The following is a 19370-nucleotide window of genomic DNA, read 5'->3' on the forward strand; positions in this document are numbered from 1 at the left end:
TGAAGCCAAAGGAGGCGCTTCTGTCATACCCAAACGAAATTATGGCCAAGATATAGACAAAGAGAGTGTCGATTGGTGTCTTTATAAATATAGGCACTTAGTTGAAAATGCATTCGCACGAATAAAACATTATCGTTCAATATCAACTAGATATGAAAAACTCGCGAGGAATTATGCCAGTATGGTGTCACTGGCATTTTCAATGATGTGGCTGCCGATGTATTGCTGAGTGAAATATGTACAGCAAAGATCAACAGACCCTAGGCAACGCTCTTTGGTATCTCAAACTTCTATTTCTTGGTGAAACGCACAGCGTCTCTTAACCTCTTTGTAACTAATTTACTTAAAACAGTTTTGCACAAAGAGAAAAAATGAGCAGTAAAATGAAGGGAGGATACGCCTTAAGAGAAAAATAAAAATAGTTTTAAAACAAAAAGCATTTTAAATCAGCCTGTTAGGTTGGAGTTCTCAAATAAAATCCATTTTTTAAAAAAAAGTCTAAAGATAAATTCCCACCTGCCGTTAACTTAACCAGTAAGGAGCTTGAACATACAATTGTGAAAGTTCCTGGTTAAATCAAAACAGATATATTACGAAAGTAATCAGGAGTTTTATTATGGCTTTAACAGTAAATACAAATGTATCTTCATTAAATGCTCAACGTAACCTTTCTCGTTCAGGGCAAGGCCTAGCAACCTCTATGGAGCGCCTTGCGTCAGGTATGCGTATCAACAGCGCTAAAGATGATGCGGCAGGTTTACAAATTTCAAATCGTTTGACCTCACAAATAAATGGTTTAGCAGTCGCACAGCGTAACGCCAATGATGGCATCTCAATGGCGCAAACAGCTGAAGGCGCGATGCAAGAGTCTACAAGTATTTTGCAGCGTATGCGTGAGCTTGCACTTCAGTCAGCAAATGGTTCAAATTCTGCAGATGACCGCGATTCACTGCAAAAAGAAGTTAAAGCATTACAAACAGAATTAACACGTATAGCTGATACAACTTCATTCGGTGGTCAGAAACTTTTAGATGGTAACTTCGGCACAAGGTCTTTTCAAGTTGGTTCTGATGCTAATGAAACAATTGAAATGACTTTAAAAAGTATGAAAGCAAGTGATTTAGGTGTTGTGAAAGGTAAAACTGCTACAGTAGCAAATTTTGATGCTACTAAAATAGGTGCTGCAGCCGAAACTATAACGTTTGCAGTAACTGATGCAGATGGAACTAAATCAGTCAGTTTTGAAGTTGCTGCTGGTGCGGGCACCGATGATATGATTGATGCCATAAATGATAATGTAGGTTCTTTGGGTGTGCGTGCAATTTCAGACGGGGCGGGTTCTATTACTTTTTCAACAACGAATGAAGTAACCGCCTTTACTGCGGGCAGCTCTGAAGCAACTGGTGGAACTTTTGCTGCTGTTGCATCCCCTGGTGCAGCTACATTAGGCACTGCTGATAGCGCTACCGGTGGTACCGCTGTTGGTTCAATTGACATCAGTGGGGCAGATGGAGCAGGGGCACAAGCAGCGCTTGAATCAATTGATGCAGCATTGAAGCAGGTAGATGAGCAACGTGCTGATTTAGGTGCTTTGCAAAACCGTTTTGGTCATACCATTAGTAATCTTGCAAATATTCAAGAAAATGTATCTGCATCACGTAGCCGTATTCAAGATACAGACTTTGCAACAGAAACTGCGCAAATGACTAAAAACCAAATCTTGCAACAAGCGGGTACATCAATCTTGTCGCAAGCGAACCAATTACCACAAGCAGCGCTTAGCTTAATTGGTTAATAGTGTGATTAGTACAACAACTAATGGTTAAGTCAGCATTAGTTAACTAAAATAAAAAGGAGATTGGCTTACGCTAATCTCCTTTTGTTTTATTAGCCATAGGGTAAAATGTTTAAGGAGGCGTTATGAGTGCAATAACCCAAAGCCCTGATTTTGCAGTGGCTCCGCAAAAAGCTGACGACAAGCTAGCTGCGAGCCCGCAAATAACAGCAACGGCGGTTGATGAATCAAATAAAACGGAAAATACACAACAACAGCAAACCGAGCAAAATTATCAACAAATGCAGCGTAAGTTGGACGAAAGTGCTGAAAAAGACGAATTAGGCCGCGAACAGCTTGAGAAGATGGCGCAGCAATTGCAGGACTTCTTGGGTGAAATGAATCGTAGTTTGCAGTTTCAAGTAGATGAAGATTCAGGCCGTGATGTTATTAAAGTGGTTGATAAAAACAGTGGTGAGTTAATAAAGCAATACCCATCTGAAGAAGTGTTGAGCCTAGTGGCTAAACTTTCAGAAACCGCAGGTTTTTTAATTGATCAAACAGCTTAACTGTTTGCTACTTTGATTTAAATAAGTATTTAAGAGGATGTGTTATGGCTATTTCATTTAATGGTTTAGGTTCAGGTTTAGCAGTATCAGATATTGTTGATGCGTTAGTTAATGTTGAGCGCACCCCTTTTACTTCGCGTTTAAATAATAAAGAAGCAACCCTAACGACAGATATTTCAGCGGCGGGTGCACTAAAATCTGCACTTGAAAAATTACAAACCTCGATGGAAGCTCTAGGCGAAGTTGATAACTACCAAAAGCGCAGTATTTCTGGTAGTGATGATTTTGTAACTCTAAGTTCTGACAAAGATGCACAGCCTGGTGGCTACTCTGTAAAAGTAAACAACCTTGCGACTGAACATAAATTGATGTCAAGTGCATTTGCAGAAGATGTCGCAGTAGGTGAGGGGACGTTAACTATAGCGTCTGGTGAGAATAGTTTTGATATTGATGTGTCAGATACTGCAACCTTATCTGAAATTCGTGATGCGATTAACGACAGTAAAGACAACGATAGTGTAACAGCAACGATTATCACCGACGATAATGGCCAGCATTTAGTTTTATCAGCAAAAAACAGTGGTGTTGAAAACGCAATAAAAATTACAGCAACTGATGCAGATGGCAATAATACCGACGCGGCAGGTTTATCGGCACTAGCCTATGACACCGACTTAGGGGTGACAAACATTAGTGAAGTAATTGCTGCAACAGATGCTTCTATCACCATAGATGGTAATTTAACAGTTACAAGCAGTGATAACGAGTTTGCAAATGTTATTGACGGTGTAACCATCACCGCCAAAAAAGCACATGGCACTAATGACGACGATAGCACGTTAAAAATTACAGAAAATAATAATAATATAAAAGCCGGTTTAAATAGCTTTATAGAAAGCTATAACGAATTACTTGAGCTTAGCAATAACTTGGGTAAATCAGGCGAAGATGGCGCTGGTGTGATGGCCGGTGACTCTATGCTTCGCGGGGTAATGTCAAAACTTCGCCAGCAATTAACCAGTGAAGTAACCCTTAGCGATGGCAGTAGTTTGTCGTTATCTAAACTTGGGGTTGAAGCAGACCGTTATGGTAAATTAAGCCTAGACACTGAACGACTAAACGAGCAAGTTGAAGCCGATGTAGACCTAGTACAAGAGTTTTTTATAGGTGAGAGCGAAGAAGGCGGCTTTGCGCAATCTTTTGATGAGCTAATGAGTTTTTATACAGATTCAGATGGTATTGTACAAAACAGAATCGACAGTAAACAGACTCAGTTAGATGGCTTAGATGATGAGCGAATTGCATTTGCGCGTAAAATGGAGTCGTTAGAGTCTCGTTTGTATGCACAGTACAATAGTATGGATTTACTTGTAGCCCAAATGAACTCAACCAGTAGCTATATACAAGCTCAGCTCGAAAATATGCCTGGCGTAGTTAAAAAGAGCGATTAATTTATTCCTTTCATTGTTTGAGCGCCAGATTATCGGCGTTTTTTTTGCCTAAATTGTAGTCGCGCAATTTATATCGATTACAGTTATATAACTAAGCTAAATATATAAAGTAAGAATGTGAAAGCAACTAAACGCTAATTAGCGTTTAGTTGCTTTATATTTTGAAATAGCTTTATGTGATTTACGCTGGTTGATGAGCTCAGCCTGAGTTTTGTCTCTGGCGTTTTTAAGTTTAGCTGTAGCAGTTAAAATTTTGGCTTGTATAGCTAATAACTCTTTTTCTTGAGGTGGTGTTTCACTCTCACACCAATGCTTCAACTCTTGGTCAATAGCTATTAACGTTCGGCTGGCCAGCTCAATCTCTGTTTTATCTATGTGCTCTGATAATGCAATGAGCAATTCATTCAGAGCGTTATAATTCGGCATTATTGCTCAGCTTTAGGTATGCGCTCTTCGAGCGGAATAGAATCCCAGCCTTCTTTGATTTCTTTGACTAGACGGATAACTTCATCAAGGGTGTCTTTGTTATTGCTTTGATTAGCGTCGAGTAACTGACGCTTACAATAATCATAGAGCTCATATAAGTTGGCGGCGATCCCCCCTTCTTGATTCATATCCAGGGCTTCTTGCAGGGCACCAAACAAGGTAATGCACTCAGAGATAGCGGTGCCCTTGGTGGCAATGTGTTGACGGTCTATGGCGCCTTTTGCAGCCGTTAGCTTGCCAATGATGGTGGTAAAAATTAGGCCGACTTGTTCGTACGGCGTCATTTCGGCAACGCTGCTTACCTTAACTTGGCGATATTTTTGTAACGAAGAATGAGCCATTATTTCCTCCTGATGCTCAAAGCTAGGCTAGGTTATAAGCAAAAAACAAGCCAAGAGCTTAAGTGTGTGACCCGCAAGAATAAAAAAGATGCCGAATTTGGCGTTAATTTTATTCTTCTTTATACGTTGGATATTCTACAAGAATAAGAGAACAGGTGCAGAAAATTTATGGGAAGCGGCGTATAAATTTTGAAATCTAATGCTTAATTATTGTTTTAGCGCAAAGGAATGACGAGTATTTGGCATCTATGTCAAAAAAGTGCCGATAGCACTTGAATCCTCCCTTAACTGCAATACAATCGGTGCTTTGTTTCCACTGATTTTGAATTGAATGGCGCTAGGATGATCCTGATTCTTGATGACAACGGCAGTCGTGCCCAAGGTTTAAGTTATGCGTTAACCTTTGTGGGTGAAGCTAATAAAATCCTTGCCTTGGAGCAACTTGGCGAGCTGGTTGAACTGCACCAGGAAGCCATTATAGTGCTTGGAGCGCTGAGTCAGGGCGAACATGAAAAAGTGATCCAGGCACATCCTGAATTACCTTTTTTATTGGTGGGACAAACCCTTAAGCCACTGCTGAAAATTGCCAATGTAATAGGTCTAATTTGTGAGCCATTCGCTCAGGACGAGACCACAGTGCTGCTTCATGACTGCCAACAATATTTGCGCCTCAAACCCTGCGGTAATGGCAAGGTTAATGCTAAAGCCTTTAATGGCCTGGTGGGCGATACCGAGGCAGTCAATCATGTGCGCTTTTTGATCTCCCAAGTGGCGAAAACCGATGCCAATGTGCTGATCCTCGGCGAGTCGGGGACCGGCAAGGAAGTGGTGGCGCGCAATGTCCACCAACTTTCCGAGCGCAGCTCGGGTCCTTTTGTGCCGGTTAACTGTGGCGCCATTCCCGGTGAATTGTTAGAAAGTGAACTTTTCGGCCATGAAAAAGGCGCCTTTACCGGTGCCATCTCGGCGCGTAAAGGGCGCTTTGAACTGGCTCAGGGCGGCACCCTGTTTCTTGATGAAATTGGCGATATGCCGTTGCAAATGCAGGTTAAGCTGCTGCGTGTGCTGCAAGAGCGCAGTTATGAGCGCGTCGGCGGCACTAAGGCCATTACAGCCGATGTGCGTGTTATCGCTGCCACCCACCGAAATCTGGAAGAGATGATCAGCAGCGGCGACTTCCGTGAAGATCTCTACTACCGCTTAAATGTATTCCCCATCGAGAATCCGGCGCTGCGCGAGCGTGCCGAGGATATCGGTCTGCTGCTCAAGGAATTAACCAAACGTTTGCAACAGCACAGCGGCCAAGGGGTGAAATTTACCGACCGCGCCATCGTTAGCCTGCAAGCCCATACCTGGCCCGGTAATATTCGTGAGCTGGGCAACCTGGTGGAGCGCATGCTGATCATGTTCCCGGATCAGGTGGTGGATGTACCCGATTTACCAAGTAAATACCAGCACTTAGACGTAGAAGCCTTTGTACCCGAGTATCCAGAAGAATTGCTTGAGCGCCAGGCGTTAAACGACATCTTTGGTGAGGGTTTTATCGATGAGGATGAAGACACCGTAGGCGAGGGCAATGGCAAAGCCGATATGGGTCTGCTGCCCGATGACGGAATTAAGCTCAAAGATTATTTGGGCGAGCTTGAAGTCAGCTTGATCACCCAAGCTCTGGAGCGCTACGACTATGTGGTGGCTAGAGCGGCCGAGATCCTCGGCGTGCGCCGCACCACCTTGGTGGAGAAAATGAAGAAGTATGAGCTTAATCGGGATTAGGGGGCAACGCGCCGCCTGATGCTTTGTAGCTCGGCCTTTGCCGCCAAGGATGGCGGCAGTAGAGCAATGCAGGAGCAATTGCCGATAAGCCCGACAATTAGCAATGCCGATAAGTGTTTTTATAAAGTGTCATTTTTTTGATTGAGATGTTTCCCCCATAACCCTATGAAAATAAAGGGTATAAAAGTTGGTATGCTTTGTGCTTTTTAGCTGTTATTCGGAGTTTTAGAGTACCTAGCTATGGCTTTGGCAAGCGCAATAACCCCACAGTTTCTTTCCCCAGGACATTTTAGTTCGACCCTGGCCCATGAGGCCTATGTTGGTGAGCTCAGCGAGCTGAGACAGCAGGCCAGCTGGCTTAGCCATCTGGTGGATACCATGCCCGCCGGGGTGGTGGTGCTTGATGCCCAGGGCATGATAGCCAAAGCCAATACCCTAGCTATGGATATGCTCGGCGAGCCCCTAGAAGGGGAAAAGTGGTTTAGCATTATTCAGCGCTCTTTTCGCCCGCAACAGGATGATGGTCATGAGGTGTCGCTTAAAGACGGGCGACGCATCAAGCTGGAAATTCGTGCCCTGACACCAGAGCCTGGCCAGCTTATCTTTATGACGGATTTAACCGAAACCCGCCAGTTGCAGGCGCGCGTTGCCCATATGCAGCGCCTGAGTGCGCTTGGCAAAATGGTGGCCACCTTGGCCCACCAGGTACGCACGCCCTTATCGGCGGCCATGCTCTACGGTGCCAATCTTGGCTCTGAGCGCCTTAGTGGCGAATCCCGCATTCATTTTCATGGCAAGTTGATGTCGCGTCTTAAAGACCTGGAAAGTCAGGTTAACGATATGCTGCTGTTCGCCAAAAGCGGCGAGCAACAGGTGATTGAGCCCATGTCTTTGGGGCAACTGCTCAGCGAGGTAAAACAAGGCGCCGAGGCCATGTTAATTGAGCATGGCGCTCAATTGAATGTAGAGCTGCCGGAGCCGGATATCGAGGTGATGGGTAACCGCACCGCCTTGGCCAGCGCCATTAATAATCTTATTCACAACAGTGTGCAGGTTATCGCCAGTGGCGCGCAAATCAGCATGAGCGCCAGGCGTAACCCACAGGGCGACGACATGGTGGATATCATTATCGCCGACAATGGCCCTGGCATTAGCGACGAGCTAAAACAAAAAATTTTCGAACCCTTCTTTACCACTAAGCGTCAGGGTACCGGCCTTGGCCTAGCCGTTGTGTCATCTGTGCTCAACGCCCATAAAGGCCGTGTATCAGTTACTAATAACGAGCAAGGCGGAGCCGAGTTTGTGCTGAGCCTGCCGCTAATTAAGACCCGCCTACAGGAGGGCAAATATGAGTAATTATGTGCTGGTGGTTGAGGACGACCCGGGCCTAAGAGAGGCGTTGACCGACACCCTGATGTTGGCGGGTATTCCATGTATCGCCGCCGACAGCGGTGAGCAGGCGATCATGATGCTAAAAGAGCAGGCAGTGGCCATGGTGGTCAGCGATGTACAGATGCCGGGCATTAACGGCATTGAGCTGCTTAAAAGTATTAAGTTAAATTATCCGGATTTGCCGGTGCTGATGATGACCGCCTATGCCACCATAGACGATGCGGTCGAGGCCATGCGTTTGGGTGCCATAGATTATATGGCCAAGCCCTTTGCCCCCGAGGTGTTGATCAACCTGGTGAGCCGCTACTTGCCGGCTCAAACCAGCAATAACAGCGGCCCCGTGGTGGCGGACGCCAAAAGTTTGGCGCTGCTGGAATTGGCGAAAAAAGTTGCCGACAGCGATGCCAGCGTTATGGTCATGGGCCCAAGCGGCAGCGGTAAGGAAGTGCTGGCGCGCTATATTCACGACCAGTCCGGCCGTGCCAATGAAGCCTTTATTGCCATCAACTGCGCCGCCATTCCCGAGAATATGCTCGAATCAACCCTGTTTGGTTATGAAAAAGGCGCTTTTACCGGCGCGGTGAACGCTTGCCCGGGGAAATTTGAACAGGCGCAAAACGGCACCATCTTGCTCGATGAAATCACCGAGATGGATTTGGGATTGCAGGCCAAGTTGCTGCGAGTGCTGCAGGAGCGCGAAGTAGAGCGCCTTGGCAGCCGTAAAACCATTAGTTTGAATGTACGGGTGCTGGCCACCTCCAACCGCGACTTAAAAGAAGCGGTGCAGGCCGGGGTGTTCCGTGAAGATCTCTATTACCGTTTAAACGTGTTTCCATTGCAGTGGTTACCCTTGTGTGAGCGTCCCGGAGACATTATTCCCCTGGCCGAGCATTTATTGCAGCGCCATTGTCAATCGGCTAAACAGGCGCCGGCAACTCTGAGTGAGGCGGCCAAACGCAAGTTGTTAAGCCATGCCTGGCCGGGCAATGTGCGGGAGTTGGATAATGTTATGCAGCGAGCGCTGATCTTACGAGTTGGCTCTGAAGTTGATGTCGATGCCATCTATATCGAGGAGCTTATCAGTCCAGCGGTTGTTGGTGTTTGCGCCGCGCCACAGCCATCAGGCTATGGTGCAGCCAGTGCGACTGAGCAGGGTGACGAAGAGCCCACCTTTAAAGATGAGCTTAAAAACAAGGAGCATAAGATTATCATGGATACCTTGGCGCGCTTTAACGGTAAGCGCAAAGATGTTGCCGAAGCGCTCGGTATCAGCCCACGCACCCTGCGCTACAAGATAGCGCAAATGCGCGAGCAGGGCATTCAACTGCCCCTGTAGCTCGGTGTTGTGGGCGAGGCTTTAGCCTTGCAAGGGCCAATTGTCAGACTGAAGTCTGACCCACATCCTTGGCGGTAAAGTCTGACTACACGGCAATACCTACAGTTATTTGTAGGCGAGGCTTTAGCCTTGCAAGGGCCAATTGTTAGATTGAAGTCTGACCCACATCCCTGGCGGCAAAGTCTGACTACACGGCAATACCTACAGTTATCTGTAGGCGAGGCTTTAGCCTTGCAAGGGTCAATTGTCAGACTGAAGTCTGACCCACATCCCTGGCGGCAAAGTCTGACTACACGGCAATACCTACAGTTATCTGTAGGCGAGGCTTTAGCCTTGCAAGGGCAATTATCAGACTGAAGTCTGACCCACATCCCTGGCGGCAAAGTCTGACTACACGACAATACCTACAGTTATCTGTAGGCGAGGCTTTAGCCTTGCAAGGGCCAATTGTCAGACTGAAGTCTGACCCACATCCTTGGCGGCAAAGCCTGACTACACGACAATACCTACAGTTATCTGTAGGCGAGGCTTTAGCCTTGCAAGGGCCAATTGTTAGACTGAAGTCTGACCCACATCCCTGGCGGCAAAGTCTGACTACACGGCAATACCTACAGTTATTTGTAGGCGAGGCTTTAGCCTTGCAAGAGCCAATTGTCAGACTGAAGTCTGACCCACATCCTTGGCGGTAAAGTCTGACTACACGGCAATACCTACAGTTATTTGTAGGCGAGGCTTTAGCCTTGCAAATGGGCGTCAAATTAACGTTGTTTAAATACTCATCACCGCCAAGAAATAAAAATCTTAACCAGTTGTAATTTAAGGTTATTTTAGTTGGCACGCTTAATGCTTTATTCAGCTCAAGTTTAATTTGACCAGTGCCAGTTTGATGAAAGTTCAAGCCAATTCTTTATTTCAGGAAATGCAGTCCCTTGCACTCGAAGCGCAAGCGCGTAACCCGTTAAAAACCATGCCTCAGCCGAGTAGTTCGGCATCGGTGCAATTTGGTGAGCTACTGAGCAATGCCATAGACAATGTCAACGGCTTGCAACAGGATGCCAAAGCCAAGGTTACCGCCGTGGAAATGGGGGATCGCCGTGTGTCCCTTGCCGAAGCCATGATCGCCTCGCAAAAATCTTCGGTGGCGTTTGAGGCCACGGTGCAGGTGCGCAATAAGCTGGTGGAAGCTTATAAAGACATAATGAACATGCCTGTTTAACGGATAGCGGAGAAAAGTCGTGGCGCAAGCAAATCAATCAACGGATCTCGCCCTAGCCGACACAGGTGGCGATATGCACACTGGCTCAGGCGAGCAACATGAACAGAAGTCGGGGTACTTAAGTGCCCTGAGCGGCGTGGATATGCTGCGCCAAGTAAGTTTGATCATCGCCCTTGCTATTTGCTTGGCCATTGCCATTTTTATCATTATCTGGGCACGCCAGCCAGAAATGCGCCCTCTGGGTAAAATGCCCACGGAAGAATTGATCCAAACCCTGGACTTTTTAGACGCACAAAAAATTGACTATGAGCTTAACGGCAATGTGATCATGGTGCCCGAAGATGCGTATCAGGATATCAAGTTGTCGATGACACGGGAGGGATTAACCCAGGGCCCGACCTCGGGCACAGATATTCTGATGCAAGACATGGGTTTTGGTGTTTCTCAACGCCTTGAGCGTGAGCGTCTTAAGCATTCTCGCGAGCAACAATTGGCACGCACCATAGAAGAGTTAAATAAGGTCTCTCGCGCCAAAGTATTGCTGGCGGTGCCAAAAGAAAATGTTTTTGCACGAATGGAAAAAAAGCCTTCTGCTACCGTAGTGCTCACGCTGCAAAGGGGCCGCACCCTCAACAGTGAAGAAATTGATTCCGTGGTTGATATCGTCGCTTCAGCGGTTCAAGGCTTATCGCCGGAGCGGGTGACGGTCACAGACCAAAACGGCCGCTTGTTAAATTCCGGCTCGCAAAACTCCCTTTCGGCACGTTCACGTAAAGAATACGAAATCGAGCGTCAGCGCGAGCAGGAATACCTGGAAAAAATCGACAGCATCTTGATCCCCGTGGTAGGTTTGGGCAATTACACGGCTCAGGTTGACCTGGTGATGGACTTCAGTGCCGTAGAAGAAACGCAAAAGCGCTATAACCCGGAGTTGCCGGCGGTGCGCAGCGAAACCACCCTGGAAGAGAATAATATCGGCGGTCTGGCTGCGGGTATCCCCGGCGCCCTGAGCAATCAACCACCAGTGAATTCCGCGATCCCAGAAAATGCCACGAATACGCAAAGTACGACGCAAAACAGTGCGCCCTTGCGCACTCATAAAGAGGCGACCCGCAACTATGAGCTGGATACCACCATCTCTCATAAGCGTAAGCAAACAGGGGTGATCCGTCGTATCAGCGTTTCCGTCGCGGTTGATTACAGCCAGGCGGCCAATGCCGAAGGTCAGGCAAGTGCAGCGCCGCGCACTGAGCAGGAGCTTAATAATATTCGCCGCCTGCTCCAAGGCGGTGTGGGTTTTGATTTGCAACGAGGTGATGCTCTTGAGGTAGTGAGTGTGCCCTTTGTTCGTGAAGACCTAGGCGCAGCCGCTGAGCTACCCTTGTGGGAGCAAAACTGGTTTATGAAGCTGGTGCGTTTGGCTCTAGGGGCTCTGGTTATTATCGTCTTGATAGTCGCCGTGGTACGCCCTATGCTGAAGCGCTTGATTTACCCGGACGACACCCTAGAAGCCTATGATGAAGAAGCGCTGACCTCGGGCGTCGATATTGGCGATAACACCTTAGAAATGCTCAATAAGGATTTCGACTCAGCCTCGGTAGGTTTCTCACCGGACGGCACCTTGCAGTTGCCGGACTTACATGGCGATGAAGACTTGTTAAAAGCGGTGCGTGCCTTAGTGGCTAATGAGCCGGAATTATCCTCTCAAGTAGTAAAAGCGTGGTTAAACGAAGATGACTGAAGCACAACAAACACTTCCTAGTACCTTCAATGTTGAGAAGCTTGAAGGGGTAGAAAAAGCGGCGATTTTACTCTTGAGTCTGTCTGAAGAAGACGCAGCGCAAATTCTTAAACACCTAGAGCCCAAACAGGTGCAAAAGGTGGGCATGACCATGGCCAAATTGGCGGATTTAAGTCAGGATAAAATCAGTGCCGTACATAATTTGTTTATCGAACAAATCCAACAATTTAGCACTATAGGCTTCCAGTCTGAGGAATTTATCAAAAAAGCGCTGACCGCGGCGCTGGGCGAAGATAAAGCCGCTAGCCTTATCGATCAAATCGTTATGGGCTCAGGTGCCAAAGGTCTGGATTCACTCAAATGGATGGACTCCAAGCAGGTGGCCAATATTATTCGCAACGAGCACCCGCAGATCCAAACCATAGTCTTGTCCTACCTGGAGCCGGAGCAAAGTGCGGAAATTCTTTCTCAGTTCCCGGAAAAAGTGCGTCTCGATTTAACCATGCGTATCGCCAATCTAGAAGAAGTACAGCCGGCGGCGCTGCAAGAACTGAACGAGATCATGGAGAAACAATTTGCCGGTCAGGCCGGTGCCCAGGCGGCGAAGATGGGTGGCCTCAAAGCGGCGGCGGACATTATGAACTACCTGGAGACCAATATCGAAGGTCAGCTGATGGACTCCATCCGCGAGCACGACGAAGAAATGTCGCAGCAAATTCAAGATCTTATGTTTGTGTTTGAAAACCTGATGGATGTTGATGACAGAGGTATTCAGTCGATTCTGCGCGAAGTACAGCAAGATGTACTAATGAAAGCCATTAAGGGCGCCGATGACGGCCTTAAAGATAAGATACTGAGCAATATGTCTAAACGTGCCGCCGATATGCTGCGCGATGACCTCGAAGCCATGGGGCCGGTGCGTATCAGTGAAGTGGAAGCGGCACAAAAAGAAATTCTCTCTACTGCGCGACGCCTGGCCGACTCCGGCGAAGTGGTGCTCGGTGGCGGTGGCGGCGAGGAGTTCCTCTAAGCCATGCAGGACACTAAATTGCACCGAGGGCGTCCGCTGGAGGCAAGCGAAGCCGCCGAAGAGCTGCTGCAGCATTGGCCCATTCCCGATGTTACCGCCAGTGCTGAATCTTTGCAGGGGCGCTCGACCGCATTTGGCACCCCGTTAGAGCAGTTATATCACGCCAGTGAGCAAGAGGCTGGTGATGAGGAAATACACACAGCGCAGGAGCCTGAACTGCCCAAACTGACCATGGAAGAGCTGGAGCAGATCCGTCAGGATGCCTATGAAGAAGGGCTGCAACAAGGCCATGAGCAAGGTTATATAGATGGTTTTGCAAAGGGTGTCAGCGAAGGTAAGGAAGCGGGCTTTAAGGAAGGCCAGCAACTGGGTCAGGAGCAGGGTGTCGCCGATGCCAAGCCGTTAATTGATGATCAGATAGCTTTACTTAAATCGCTGTTGACGGCACTTGATGAACCGGCCAAACGTTTGGATCAGGAAGTTGAACAGGAACTGCTGTTTTTAGCCAGCGAACTGGCCAAGGCGGTGACACTTAGTGAAATTCGCACTAACCCGGATATTATTCTCGCTGCCCTTAGGGCAGCCACGGATGCACTGCCAAGCAATGAGGCCATGTGTCAGATTTATCTCCACCCCGATGACCTGGCTCAGGTGCAAAGCCATTTCGATGAGCAGCAACTGAGTAATCGCCATTGGCAATTGTTAAGCGAGCCGACCATGGAGCGCGGTGGCTGTCATATTAAGCAGCAGCGCTCGTCCATAGATATGAGCCTGTCGCAGCGACTGCAACAGGTGATCGGCGGCTTTTTGCAAGACGCCGGCGTGGCGGTGAAAGGGCAGGATTAGCCATGAGTCACTCCCTAGCACAGCGCCTTAAAAGCAAGCGTAGCGCCATTGCTCCCGCTCAGGTGGCGGTGGCCGGCAGCCTTACCCGGGTGGTGGGTTTAACCTTGGAGGCCAAGGGCCTGCATGCGGCCATTGGCAGTTTGTGCCAGGTGGAAACCAATCAGGGCATGGTCGATGCCGAAGTGGTGGGTTTTAACGACGATATTCTGTATTTGATGCCTAATGACCGTATCTCCGGGGTGTTACCTGGGGCGCGGGTGATCCCGCAAGCGAAAAAGCCCGGCTTGCCGGTGGGCATGAATTTACTTGGCCGGGTGGTGGACGGTTTGGGTCGCCCTTTGGACGGGCTTGGGCCTTTGCGCACCGAGCACCATGCGCGTTTTGCCCAAAACAATATTAACCCCTTGGCGCGTCGTCCTATTAGCCAGCCTATGGATGTGGGTGTGCGCGCCATTAATTCAGTGATCACCGTAGGGCAGGGCCAGCGTATGGGCCTGTTCGCCGGCAGTGGCGTGGGTAAGTCCGTGCTGCTGGGGATGATGACCCGAGGCAGCGCCGCCGATGTGATAGTGGTGGGTCTGGTTGGTGAGCGTGGTCGCGAAGTGAAAGAATTTATTGAAGAGATCTTAGGTGAGCAAGGACGTAAACGTGCCGTGGTAGTGGCAGCGCCCGCCGATGCCTCGCCATTGATGCGCTTAAAGGGCTGCGAGAGCGCGGTCACCATCGCCGAGTATTTTCGCGATCAGGGCTTAAATGTCTTGCTGCTGTTAGACTCTGTTACCCGCTATGCCATGGCACAGCGGGAAATTGCCTTGGCGGTGGGCGAGCCTCCGGCCACCAAGGGTTATCCGCCTTCGGTATTCGCCAAATTACCGGCACTTATTGAGCGCGCTGGTAACGGCGGCGAAGGGCAAGGTGCTATTACCGCATTTTTCACCGTACTTTCCGAGGGCGATGATATGCAAGACCCCATTGCCGATGCGGCGCGGGCTATACTCGATGGCCATATTGTATTATCGCGCGAGCTGGCCGATAGCGGCCATTACCCCGCCATTGATGTGGAAAAATCCATCAGCCGGGTGATGCCTCAGGTAGTATCCGAGCAGCATATGCAGCAGGCGCGATTAATGAAGCAGGTGATGGCCATGTATTCTGAAAATAAAGACATGATCACCTTAGGCGCCTATCAAAAGGGCACAGATCCCATGTTGGATCAGGCCATAGATATGATGCCCATGATTAATCAATTTTTACGCCAGGGCATGAAAGATGTGGTGCCCTACGATGAGTGTCTGCATTCATTAGCCGTGTTATTCGGACAAGGAGGCACGCGTGGCTAAACTCGTGGTGTTGCATAAACTGGAAAGCGATAAGGAAGAGCGCTTGCGCGCCGACTTTCTTGGGGCTCAGCAGCACCATAGGCTGCAACAACAAAAATTGCAGGGTCTTACCCAGTTTCGCAGCGAATATATGAGTCAACTTATGAGCAAGGCTCAGGCCGGTTTATCCAGCGCTGGCTTTAGTCATTATCAGAATTTTATTGCCAAAATAGAGCAGGCCATTGCTCAGCAGTCGCAAACGGTGGAAACCGCCAAAAGAGTTATGCAGCAACGTCAGCAGTTGTGGCAACAGCAACGCATTCGCAGTGAAGCTGTGGCTAAGTTAATCGCTAAAAAAGAACAGCAAAAGCAAGTGGCCATGGCTAAAGCCGAGCAAAAAATGCTGGACGAATTCAGTATCAATCAGTTTTTTGCCAGGCGGCTGGCGCAGGGCTCGAGCTCCTAAGTAATGCGTGCTTTATACGGACAGGGTCAAAACTGGTGCATATATTGCAGTCAACAGATCAGTTTTATTATTCCCGGTGTTAAAGCGGCAGTGCTTTGCCACCTTTTGAGGGTCTGTTCATGACATTTATTGAGTCCCTTGCCATGCCTGGCATCCAAATTACCCCTGGCGACATCGCATCGCCGCGCATCTTAGAAAGCGGTGATGAAGACTTGGCTATCGACTCCCTAAAAGAGCAAACGCCGAGCTTTGCCAATGCCTATCAGCAGGCGCAGGATGCCGCCGACAAGGGTAAAGTGGACGCCAAGGTCTCAGCTGAGGCCTCACCTGATGCTGAGCTAGTGGCTGCAGAGATAGCTCAGCCAGCGCCAAGCCTTGAGGAAACAGACAAGGAATTAACGCCGGAACGAGAGTGGGTATCGACTTCCGTGTTGGAAAATGCGGATAAAGCTAATGCACCCACGCCAAGTGCGACAAGTATTGCTCCCATGGAGGCGCAAAACGGCCCAGATGAGAACTCAGTTGAGAGCTTCGCCGATGCCAATCAAGACGCAGCAGGGTTAACCGAGAGTGACTTTTATCAGCAGTTGTTTGCCCAACTTAATACCAGTACTGAATTAAAAACACCGGATTCAGCAGATTTAGTTAAAACAGGTTTAGTACAAGAAACCCAGGCAGCGACCCTGGCAGTCGGTGCCGTGAAGTTTGAATTAAAAGCGCTACCGCCGCAATTTCAGCAGGCTATGGCACAATTAACACCGGCTCAGCGTGAGCAACTCAGTGCTCAGGTACTGCAATTTGCTCAGGAGCAAAACCTCGAACCTAAGCACTTAGCGGCATTAACGCAGCAGCTCGAAGGCTGGGTGGGGACGCCAAAGGCCGCCTCCTTGTTGGGCACTCAAGGTGAGAGTAAAGAATTAAGCGTTCAGGCAAAGCCAGCGCCGGACAAGAGCGACCCGCTTATGACCAAGGCGCCACCCGCTGATGCCGTGATGACTCCAGATAGCAAAAATGCCTCCTTGGCCGCTAACCTTAACGTAACGGTAACGGTAACGGCAAGTGCAGATAAAAGTGCAAGTGCAAGCGCAGATGAAGGTGCGCCTGTAATTACAACTTCGAGCCTGCGCTCAACACCGGCCCAAAGCTCAGAGTCAAAAGCACAGCTGCAAAGCATAGATAAGGCCCCCGGCGCTAACGTCAGTCCCGAGTTAGGCAAAGAGTCCATAGAATCGGCGTCGCAAGGGCGATTAGAGCCTCTTGAAGGTGGCAAACTGCAGCAGTTGGCGCAGGCGCTATTGGCACAACTCGTTGCTGGGACACAACAATCTTCAGGCACTCACGCCAATGGGTTGGGCGATATCAATACCGCCATTGAAACAGACTTAGCCCAGTGGCAACAAGTTGCAGCGCCCGCCAGTGGGCAGGCACAAGCTTCCCCCCAAGGTGTTGGACTCAAGCAAGTGTTGGATCCGGCCTTAATGCAGGCATTGAACATCACTAAAAGCGATGCCGCTTTGCAGTTGCATCAGCGCGTCAATATGCTGTTGAATCTCAGCAACCAAGAGGCAGAAATTCGTCTCGACCCGCCGGAGCTAGGCAGCATGCAGGTGCGCGTGCGCAGCGAGGGTGAGCAGGCACATATTAATTTTGTGGTGCAAAACCAACAGGCCAAAGAAGCCTTGGAACAGAGCATGCCCAGGCTGCGTGAGCTGTTAGCACAGCAAGGACTAGCCCTTGGAGAGGCCCAAGTACAGCAGCAAAGCCAAGGCCAGAGCCAGCAGCAGGAGTCATTTGCCAACCAGACTCATCAGGGTGTAGACACAGATATTCAAGGTGAGAATGACGATGCCCTTGAGGCGGTCAATACCCGGGCTAAAAACCCACAGGCAGAGCAAGGAATTGATTTCTATGCCTAATAACAATTGCTATGATACAGCTAACTGATTTATTCGAGGCGCCCAATGGCCGATGATAAGCAAGCCGGACTAGAGATTAAACAGGCCGGCTCACCGAAAAAATTAATAATAACCATTGTCGCCCTGGCTATATTGGCGGCGGCCGCCCTTGGTGGGTATTTCTTCTTCGTAGCAAGTGATGATGCCCCAGCTGTACCTGCAGAGTCTGTGACTCAGGGGGGTGATGAGGCGGCTATTGGCTCGCCGAACGCCCAATTAGGCACGGCCTTGTATGTGGCCATGCCTCGTCCCTTTGTTTTTAATGTGCCCGGTGCAGCCCGCGATCGCATAGTGCAGATCAAGGTGCAGCTTATGGTGCGTGGCGAGAATAATGAAGAAACGGCGAAAAAGCATATCCCCTTGATTGAAGGCACCTTGCTAAGCGTGTTTGCCGGCACCAATGCTGATGAATTAAGCACAGCAGCGGGTAAAGAGTCGCTGCGTGATGAGGCGCTGGTTAAGGTACAGCAAGCCCTTGAAGGGGTTGCCAGTGCAAAAGTGGTTGAGCGGGTACTCTTTACCGGCTTTGTGATGCAGTAACGAGGTGCAGCGTGAGCGATTTATTATCTCAAGACGAAATTGATGCGCTATTACACGGTGTCGACGAGGTTGATGAAGAAGAGATAGCCGAAGGTGGTGATGGCGGTGCCGATGCGGCCCTGCAGTACGATTTTTCTTCTCAGGATCGCATCGTTCGTGGTCGCATGCCCACCCTTGAGATCGTTAACGAGCGCTTTGCCCGGCATATGCGCATCAGTCTGTTCAACATGATGCGCCGCACCGCCGAGGTGTCCATTAACGGCGTGCAGATGATCAAATTTGGTGAATATATTCACACTCTGTTTGTGCCAACCAGCTTAAACATGGTGCGTTTTCGCCCACTTAAAGGCACCGGCCTTATCACCATGGAAGCGCGTTTGGTGTTTATCCTGGTGGATAACTTCTTCGGTGGTGACGGTCGTTATCACGCCAAGATTGAAGGCCGCGAATTTACCCCCACCGAGCGCCGTATCGTACAGATGCTGCTGAAAATCATCTTTGAAGACTATAAAGAAGCCTGGGCGCCGGTAATGGATGTGTCCTTTGAGTATCTGGACTCCGAGGTCAACCCGGCCATGGCCAATATAGTGAGCCCTACCGAGGTGGTGGTGATCAGCTCCTTCCATATTGAACTCGATGGGGGTGGTGGTGACTTCCATATTGCCCTGCCTTATTCCATGCTGGAGCCTATTCGCGAGTTGCTTGATGCCGGTGTGCAATCAGACACCGAAGACACAGATCTGCGCTGGTCCAAGGCGCTGCGTGATGAAATTATGGATGTGGAAGTGGAATTATCGACTCGGTTATTGGACGTGGACCTGTCGTTGGCGCAAATCATGGAGTTGCAGGCTGGCGATATTATACCGGTGGAAATGCCTGAGCATGTCACAGTGTTTGTTGAGGACTTGCCTACTTACCGCGCTAAAATGGGACGCTCGCGAGATATGGTCGCGCTGCAGATCAGTGAAAAAATTAAACGCCCCGAGTCGGCCAAATCCGATCTCCATGTCTTTACCAAAGGCGGTAAAAAATTGGACTCAGATGCCGAATTGGCGGTGCTGGCAGATGACCTTCACCTTAGTGAAGGGGTAGACTTAGATTGGTAAAAAGCACAAAGTAATAGTGCCTAGCAACA

18 protein-coding genes are annotated in these 19370 nt (G+C 49.1%); 16 read left to right on the plus strand and 2 right to left on the minus strand.

The annotated features are described in order from the left end of the window. From WCN91_RS07665 to fliD, 4 genes are all read left to right on the plus strand, one after another. Positions 1–229, plus strand: a 229-nt coding sequence (locus WCN91_RS07665) for a transposase (RefSeq protein ID WP_342677848.1), incomplete at its 5' end; no start/stop codon positions are given. 387 nt (positions 230–616) lie between these two features. Continuing rightward, positions 617–1795, plus strand: a complete 1179-nt coding sequence (locus WCN91_RS07670) for a flagellin (RefSeq protein WP_342677850.1) — start codon at positions 617–619, stop codon at positions 1793–1795. Between the two features lie 125 nt (positions 1796–1920). Further along, positions 1921–2343, plus strand: coding sequence for a flagellar protein FlaG (locus WCN91_RS07675; protein WP_342677852.1), 423 nt, complete (start codon positions 1921–1923; stop codon positions 2341–2343). Positions 2344–2387: 44 nt separating this feature from the next. Continuing rightward, on the plus strand, positions 2388–3794 hold the full coding sequence (gene fliD / locus WCN91_RS07680; protein WP_342677854.1) for a flagellar filament capping protein FliD: 1407 nt from the start codon (positions 2388–2390) through the stop codon (positions 3792–3794). A gap of 138 nt (positions 3795–3932) precedes the next feature. Here fliD and WCN91_RS07685 read toward each other — a convergent pair whose 3' ends face one another. Together WCN91_RS07685 and fliS are read right to left on the minus strand one after the other, a co-directional pair. After that, positions 3933–4220, minus strand: a complete 288-nt coding sequence (locus tag WCN91_RS07685; RefSeq protein WP_342677856.1) for a hypothetical protein — start codon at positions 4218–4220, stop codon at positions 3933–3935. Continuing rightward, on the minus strand, positions 4220–4621 hold the full coding sequence (gene fliS / locus WCN91_RS07690; RefSeq protein WP_342677857.1) for a flagellar export chaperone FliS: 402 nt from the start codon (positions 4619–4621) through the stop codon (positions 4220–4222). Before fliS ends, WCN91_RS07685 begins: the two co-directional genes overlap by 1 nt. A gap of 342 nt (positions 4622–4963) precedes the next feature. Between fliS and WCN91_RS07695 the strand changes: the two genes are divergently transcribed. The 12 genes from WCN91_RS07695 to fliM all read left to right on the plus strand — a co-directional run bounded on the left by WCN91_RS07695 (position 4964) and on the right by fliM (position 19341). Beyond that, positions 4964–6394 (plus strand): sigma-54 dependent transcriptional regulator, encoded by a 1431-nt coding sequence (locus WCN91_RS07695; RefSeq protein WP_342677858.1) that lies wholly within the window; start codon positions 4964–4966, stop codon positions 6392–6394. 240 nt (positions 6395–6634) lie between these two features. After that, entirely contained in the window at positions 6635–7750 is a 1116-nt protein-coding gene (locus tag WCN91_RS07700; RefSeq protein ID WP_342677860.1) for a sensor histidine kinase, read from the plus strand. Beyond that, positions 7743–9122: a sigma-54-dependent transcriptional regulator gene (locus tag WCN91_RS07705; RefSeq protein WP_342677862.1), complete on the plus strand. Its 1380-nt coding sequence runs from the start codon at positions 7743–7745 to the stop codon at positions 9120–9122. The genes WCN91_RS07700 and WCN91_RS07705 overlap by 8 nt, the downstream gene beginning before the upstream one ends. 886 nt (positions 9123–10008) lie before the next feature. After that, a complete protein-coding gene (gene fliE / locus WCN91_RS07710) occupies positions 10009–10338 on the plus strand; it encodes a flagellar hook-basal body complex protein FliE (RefSeq protein WP_105254945.1) in 330 nt (109 codons plus the stop codon). A gap of 19 nt (positions 10339–10357) precedes the next feature. Then, positions 10358–12079 carry a flagellar basal-body MS-ring/collar protein FliF gene (gene fliF, locus WCN91_RS07715; RefSeq protein ID WP_342677864.1) on the plus strand — a complete coding sequence of 574 codons (1722 nt, stop codon included), beginning with the start codon at positions 10358–10360 and terminating at the stop codon, positions 12077–12079. Beyond that, entirely contained in the window at positions 12072–13109 is a 1038-nt protein-coding gene (fliG, locus tag WCN91_RS07720) for a flagellar motor switch protein FliG (RefSeq protein WP_342677866.1), read from the plus strand. Before fliF ends, fliG begins: the two co-directional genes overlap by 8 nt. A gap of 3 nt (positions 13110–13112) precedes the next feature. Next, positions 13113–13955 carry a flagellar assembly protein FliH gene (fliH, locus tag WCN91_RS07725; RefSeq protein WP_342677868.1) on the plus strand — a complete coding sequence of 281 codons (843 nt, stop codon included), beginning with the start codon at positions 13113–13115 and terminating at the stop codon, positions 13953–13955. A 2-nt stretch (positions 13956–13957) separates the two neighbouring features. Beyond that, complete coding sequence (fliI, locus tag WCN91_RS07730) at positions 13958–15295, plus strand: flagellar protein export ATPase FliI (RefSeq protein ID WP_342677870.1); 1338 nt, start codon at positions 13958–13960, stop codon at positions 15293–15295. Then, positions 15288–15740 carry a flagellar export protein FliJ gene (gene fliJ, locus WCN91_RS07735; RefSeq protein WP_342677872.1) on the plus strand — a complete coding sequence of 151 codons (453 nt, stop codon included), beginning with the start codon at positions 15288–15290 and terminating at the stop codon, positions 15738–15740. Before fliI ends, fliJ begins: the two co-directional genes overlap by 8 nt. A 119-nt stretch (positions 15741–15859) precedes the next feature. Next, positions 15860–17656, plus strand: a complete 1797-nt coding sequence (locus WCN91_RS07740) for a flagellar hook-length control protein FliK (protein ID WP_342677874.1) — start codon at positions 15860–15862, stop codon at positions 17654–17656. A 45-nt stretch (positions 17657–17701) separates the two neighbouring features. Beyond that, positions 17702–18235, plus strand: coding sequence for a flagellar basal body-associated protein FliL (fliL, locus tag WCN91_RS07745; RefSeq protein WP_342677877.1), 534 nt, complete (start codon positions 17702–17704; stop codon positions 18233–18235). 11 nt (positions 18236–18246) lie between these two features. Next, entirely contained in the window at positions 18247–19341 is a 1095-nt protein-coding gene (gene fliM / locus WCN91_RS07750; RefSeq protein ID WP_342677879.1) for a flagellar motor switch protein FliM, read from the plus strand. Positions 19342–19370 lie beyond the last annotated feature (29 nt).

Source organism: Pseudoalteromonas qingdaonensis (assembly GCF_038739665.1).
Taxonomy (GTDB): Bacteria; Pseudomonadota; Gammaproteobacteria; order Enterobacterales; family Alteromonadaceae; genus Pseudoalteromonas; species Pseudoalteromonas qingdaonensis.

Bases quoted from the DNA above. Each gene is read 5' to 3' on its own strand.
- WCN91_RS07670 (WP_342677850.1), top strand. From the start codon at position 617: ATGGCTTTAACAGTAAATACAAATGTATCTTCATTAAATGCTCAACGT.
- WCN91_RS07675 (WP_342677852.1), top strand. From the start codon at position 1,921: ATGAGTGCAATAACCCAAAGCCCTGATTTTGCAGTGGCTCCGCAAAAA.
- fliD (WP_342677854.1), top strand. From the start codon at position 2,388: ATGGCTATTTCATTTAATGGTTTAGGTTCAGGTTTAGCAGTATCAGAT.
- WCN91_RS07685 (WP_342677856.1), bottom strand. From the start codon at position 4,220: ATGCCGAATTATAACGCTCTGAATGAATTGCTCATTGCATTATCAGAG.
- fliS (WP_342677857.1), bottom strand. From the start codon at position 4,621: ATGGCTCATTCTTCGTTACAAAAATATCGCCAAGTTAAGGTAAGCAGC.
- WCN91_RS07695 (WP_342677858.1), top strand. From the start codon at position 4,964: ATGATCCTGATTCTTGATGACAACGGCAGTCGTGCCCAAGGTTTAAGT.
- WCN91_RS07700 (WP_342677860.1), top strand. From the start codon at position 6,635: ATGGCTTTGGCAAGCGCAATAACCCCACAGTTTCTTTCCCCAGGACAT.
- WCN91_RS07705 (WP_342677862.1), top strand. From the start codon at position 7,743: ATGAGTAATTATGTGCTGGTGGTTGAGGACGACCCGGGCCTAAGAGAG.
- fliE (WP_105254945.1), top strand. From the start codon at position 10,009: ATGAAAGTTCAAGCCAATTCTTTATTTCAGGAAATGCAGTCCCTTGCA.
- fliG (WP_342677866.1), top strand. From the start codon at position 12,072: ATGACTGAAGCACAACAAACACTTCCTAGTACCTTCAATGTTGAGAAG.
- fliH (WP_342677868.1), top strand. From the start codon at position 13,113: ATGCAGGACACTAAATTGCACCGAGGGCGTCCGCTGGAGGCAAGCGAA.
- fliI (WP_342677870.1), top strand. From the start codon at position 13,958: ATGAGTCACTCCCTAGCACAGCGCCTTAAAAGCAAGCGTAGCGCCATT.
- WCN91_RS07740 (WP_342677874.1), top strand. From the start codon at position 15,860: ATGACATTTATTGAGTCCCTTGCCATGCCTGGCATCCAAATTACCCCT.
- fliL (WP_342677877.1), top strand. From the start codon at position 17,702: ATGGCCGATGATAAGCAAGCCGGACTAGAGATTAAACAGGCCGGCTCA.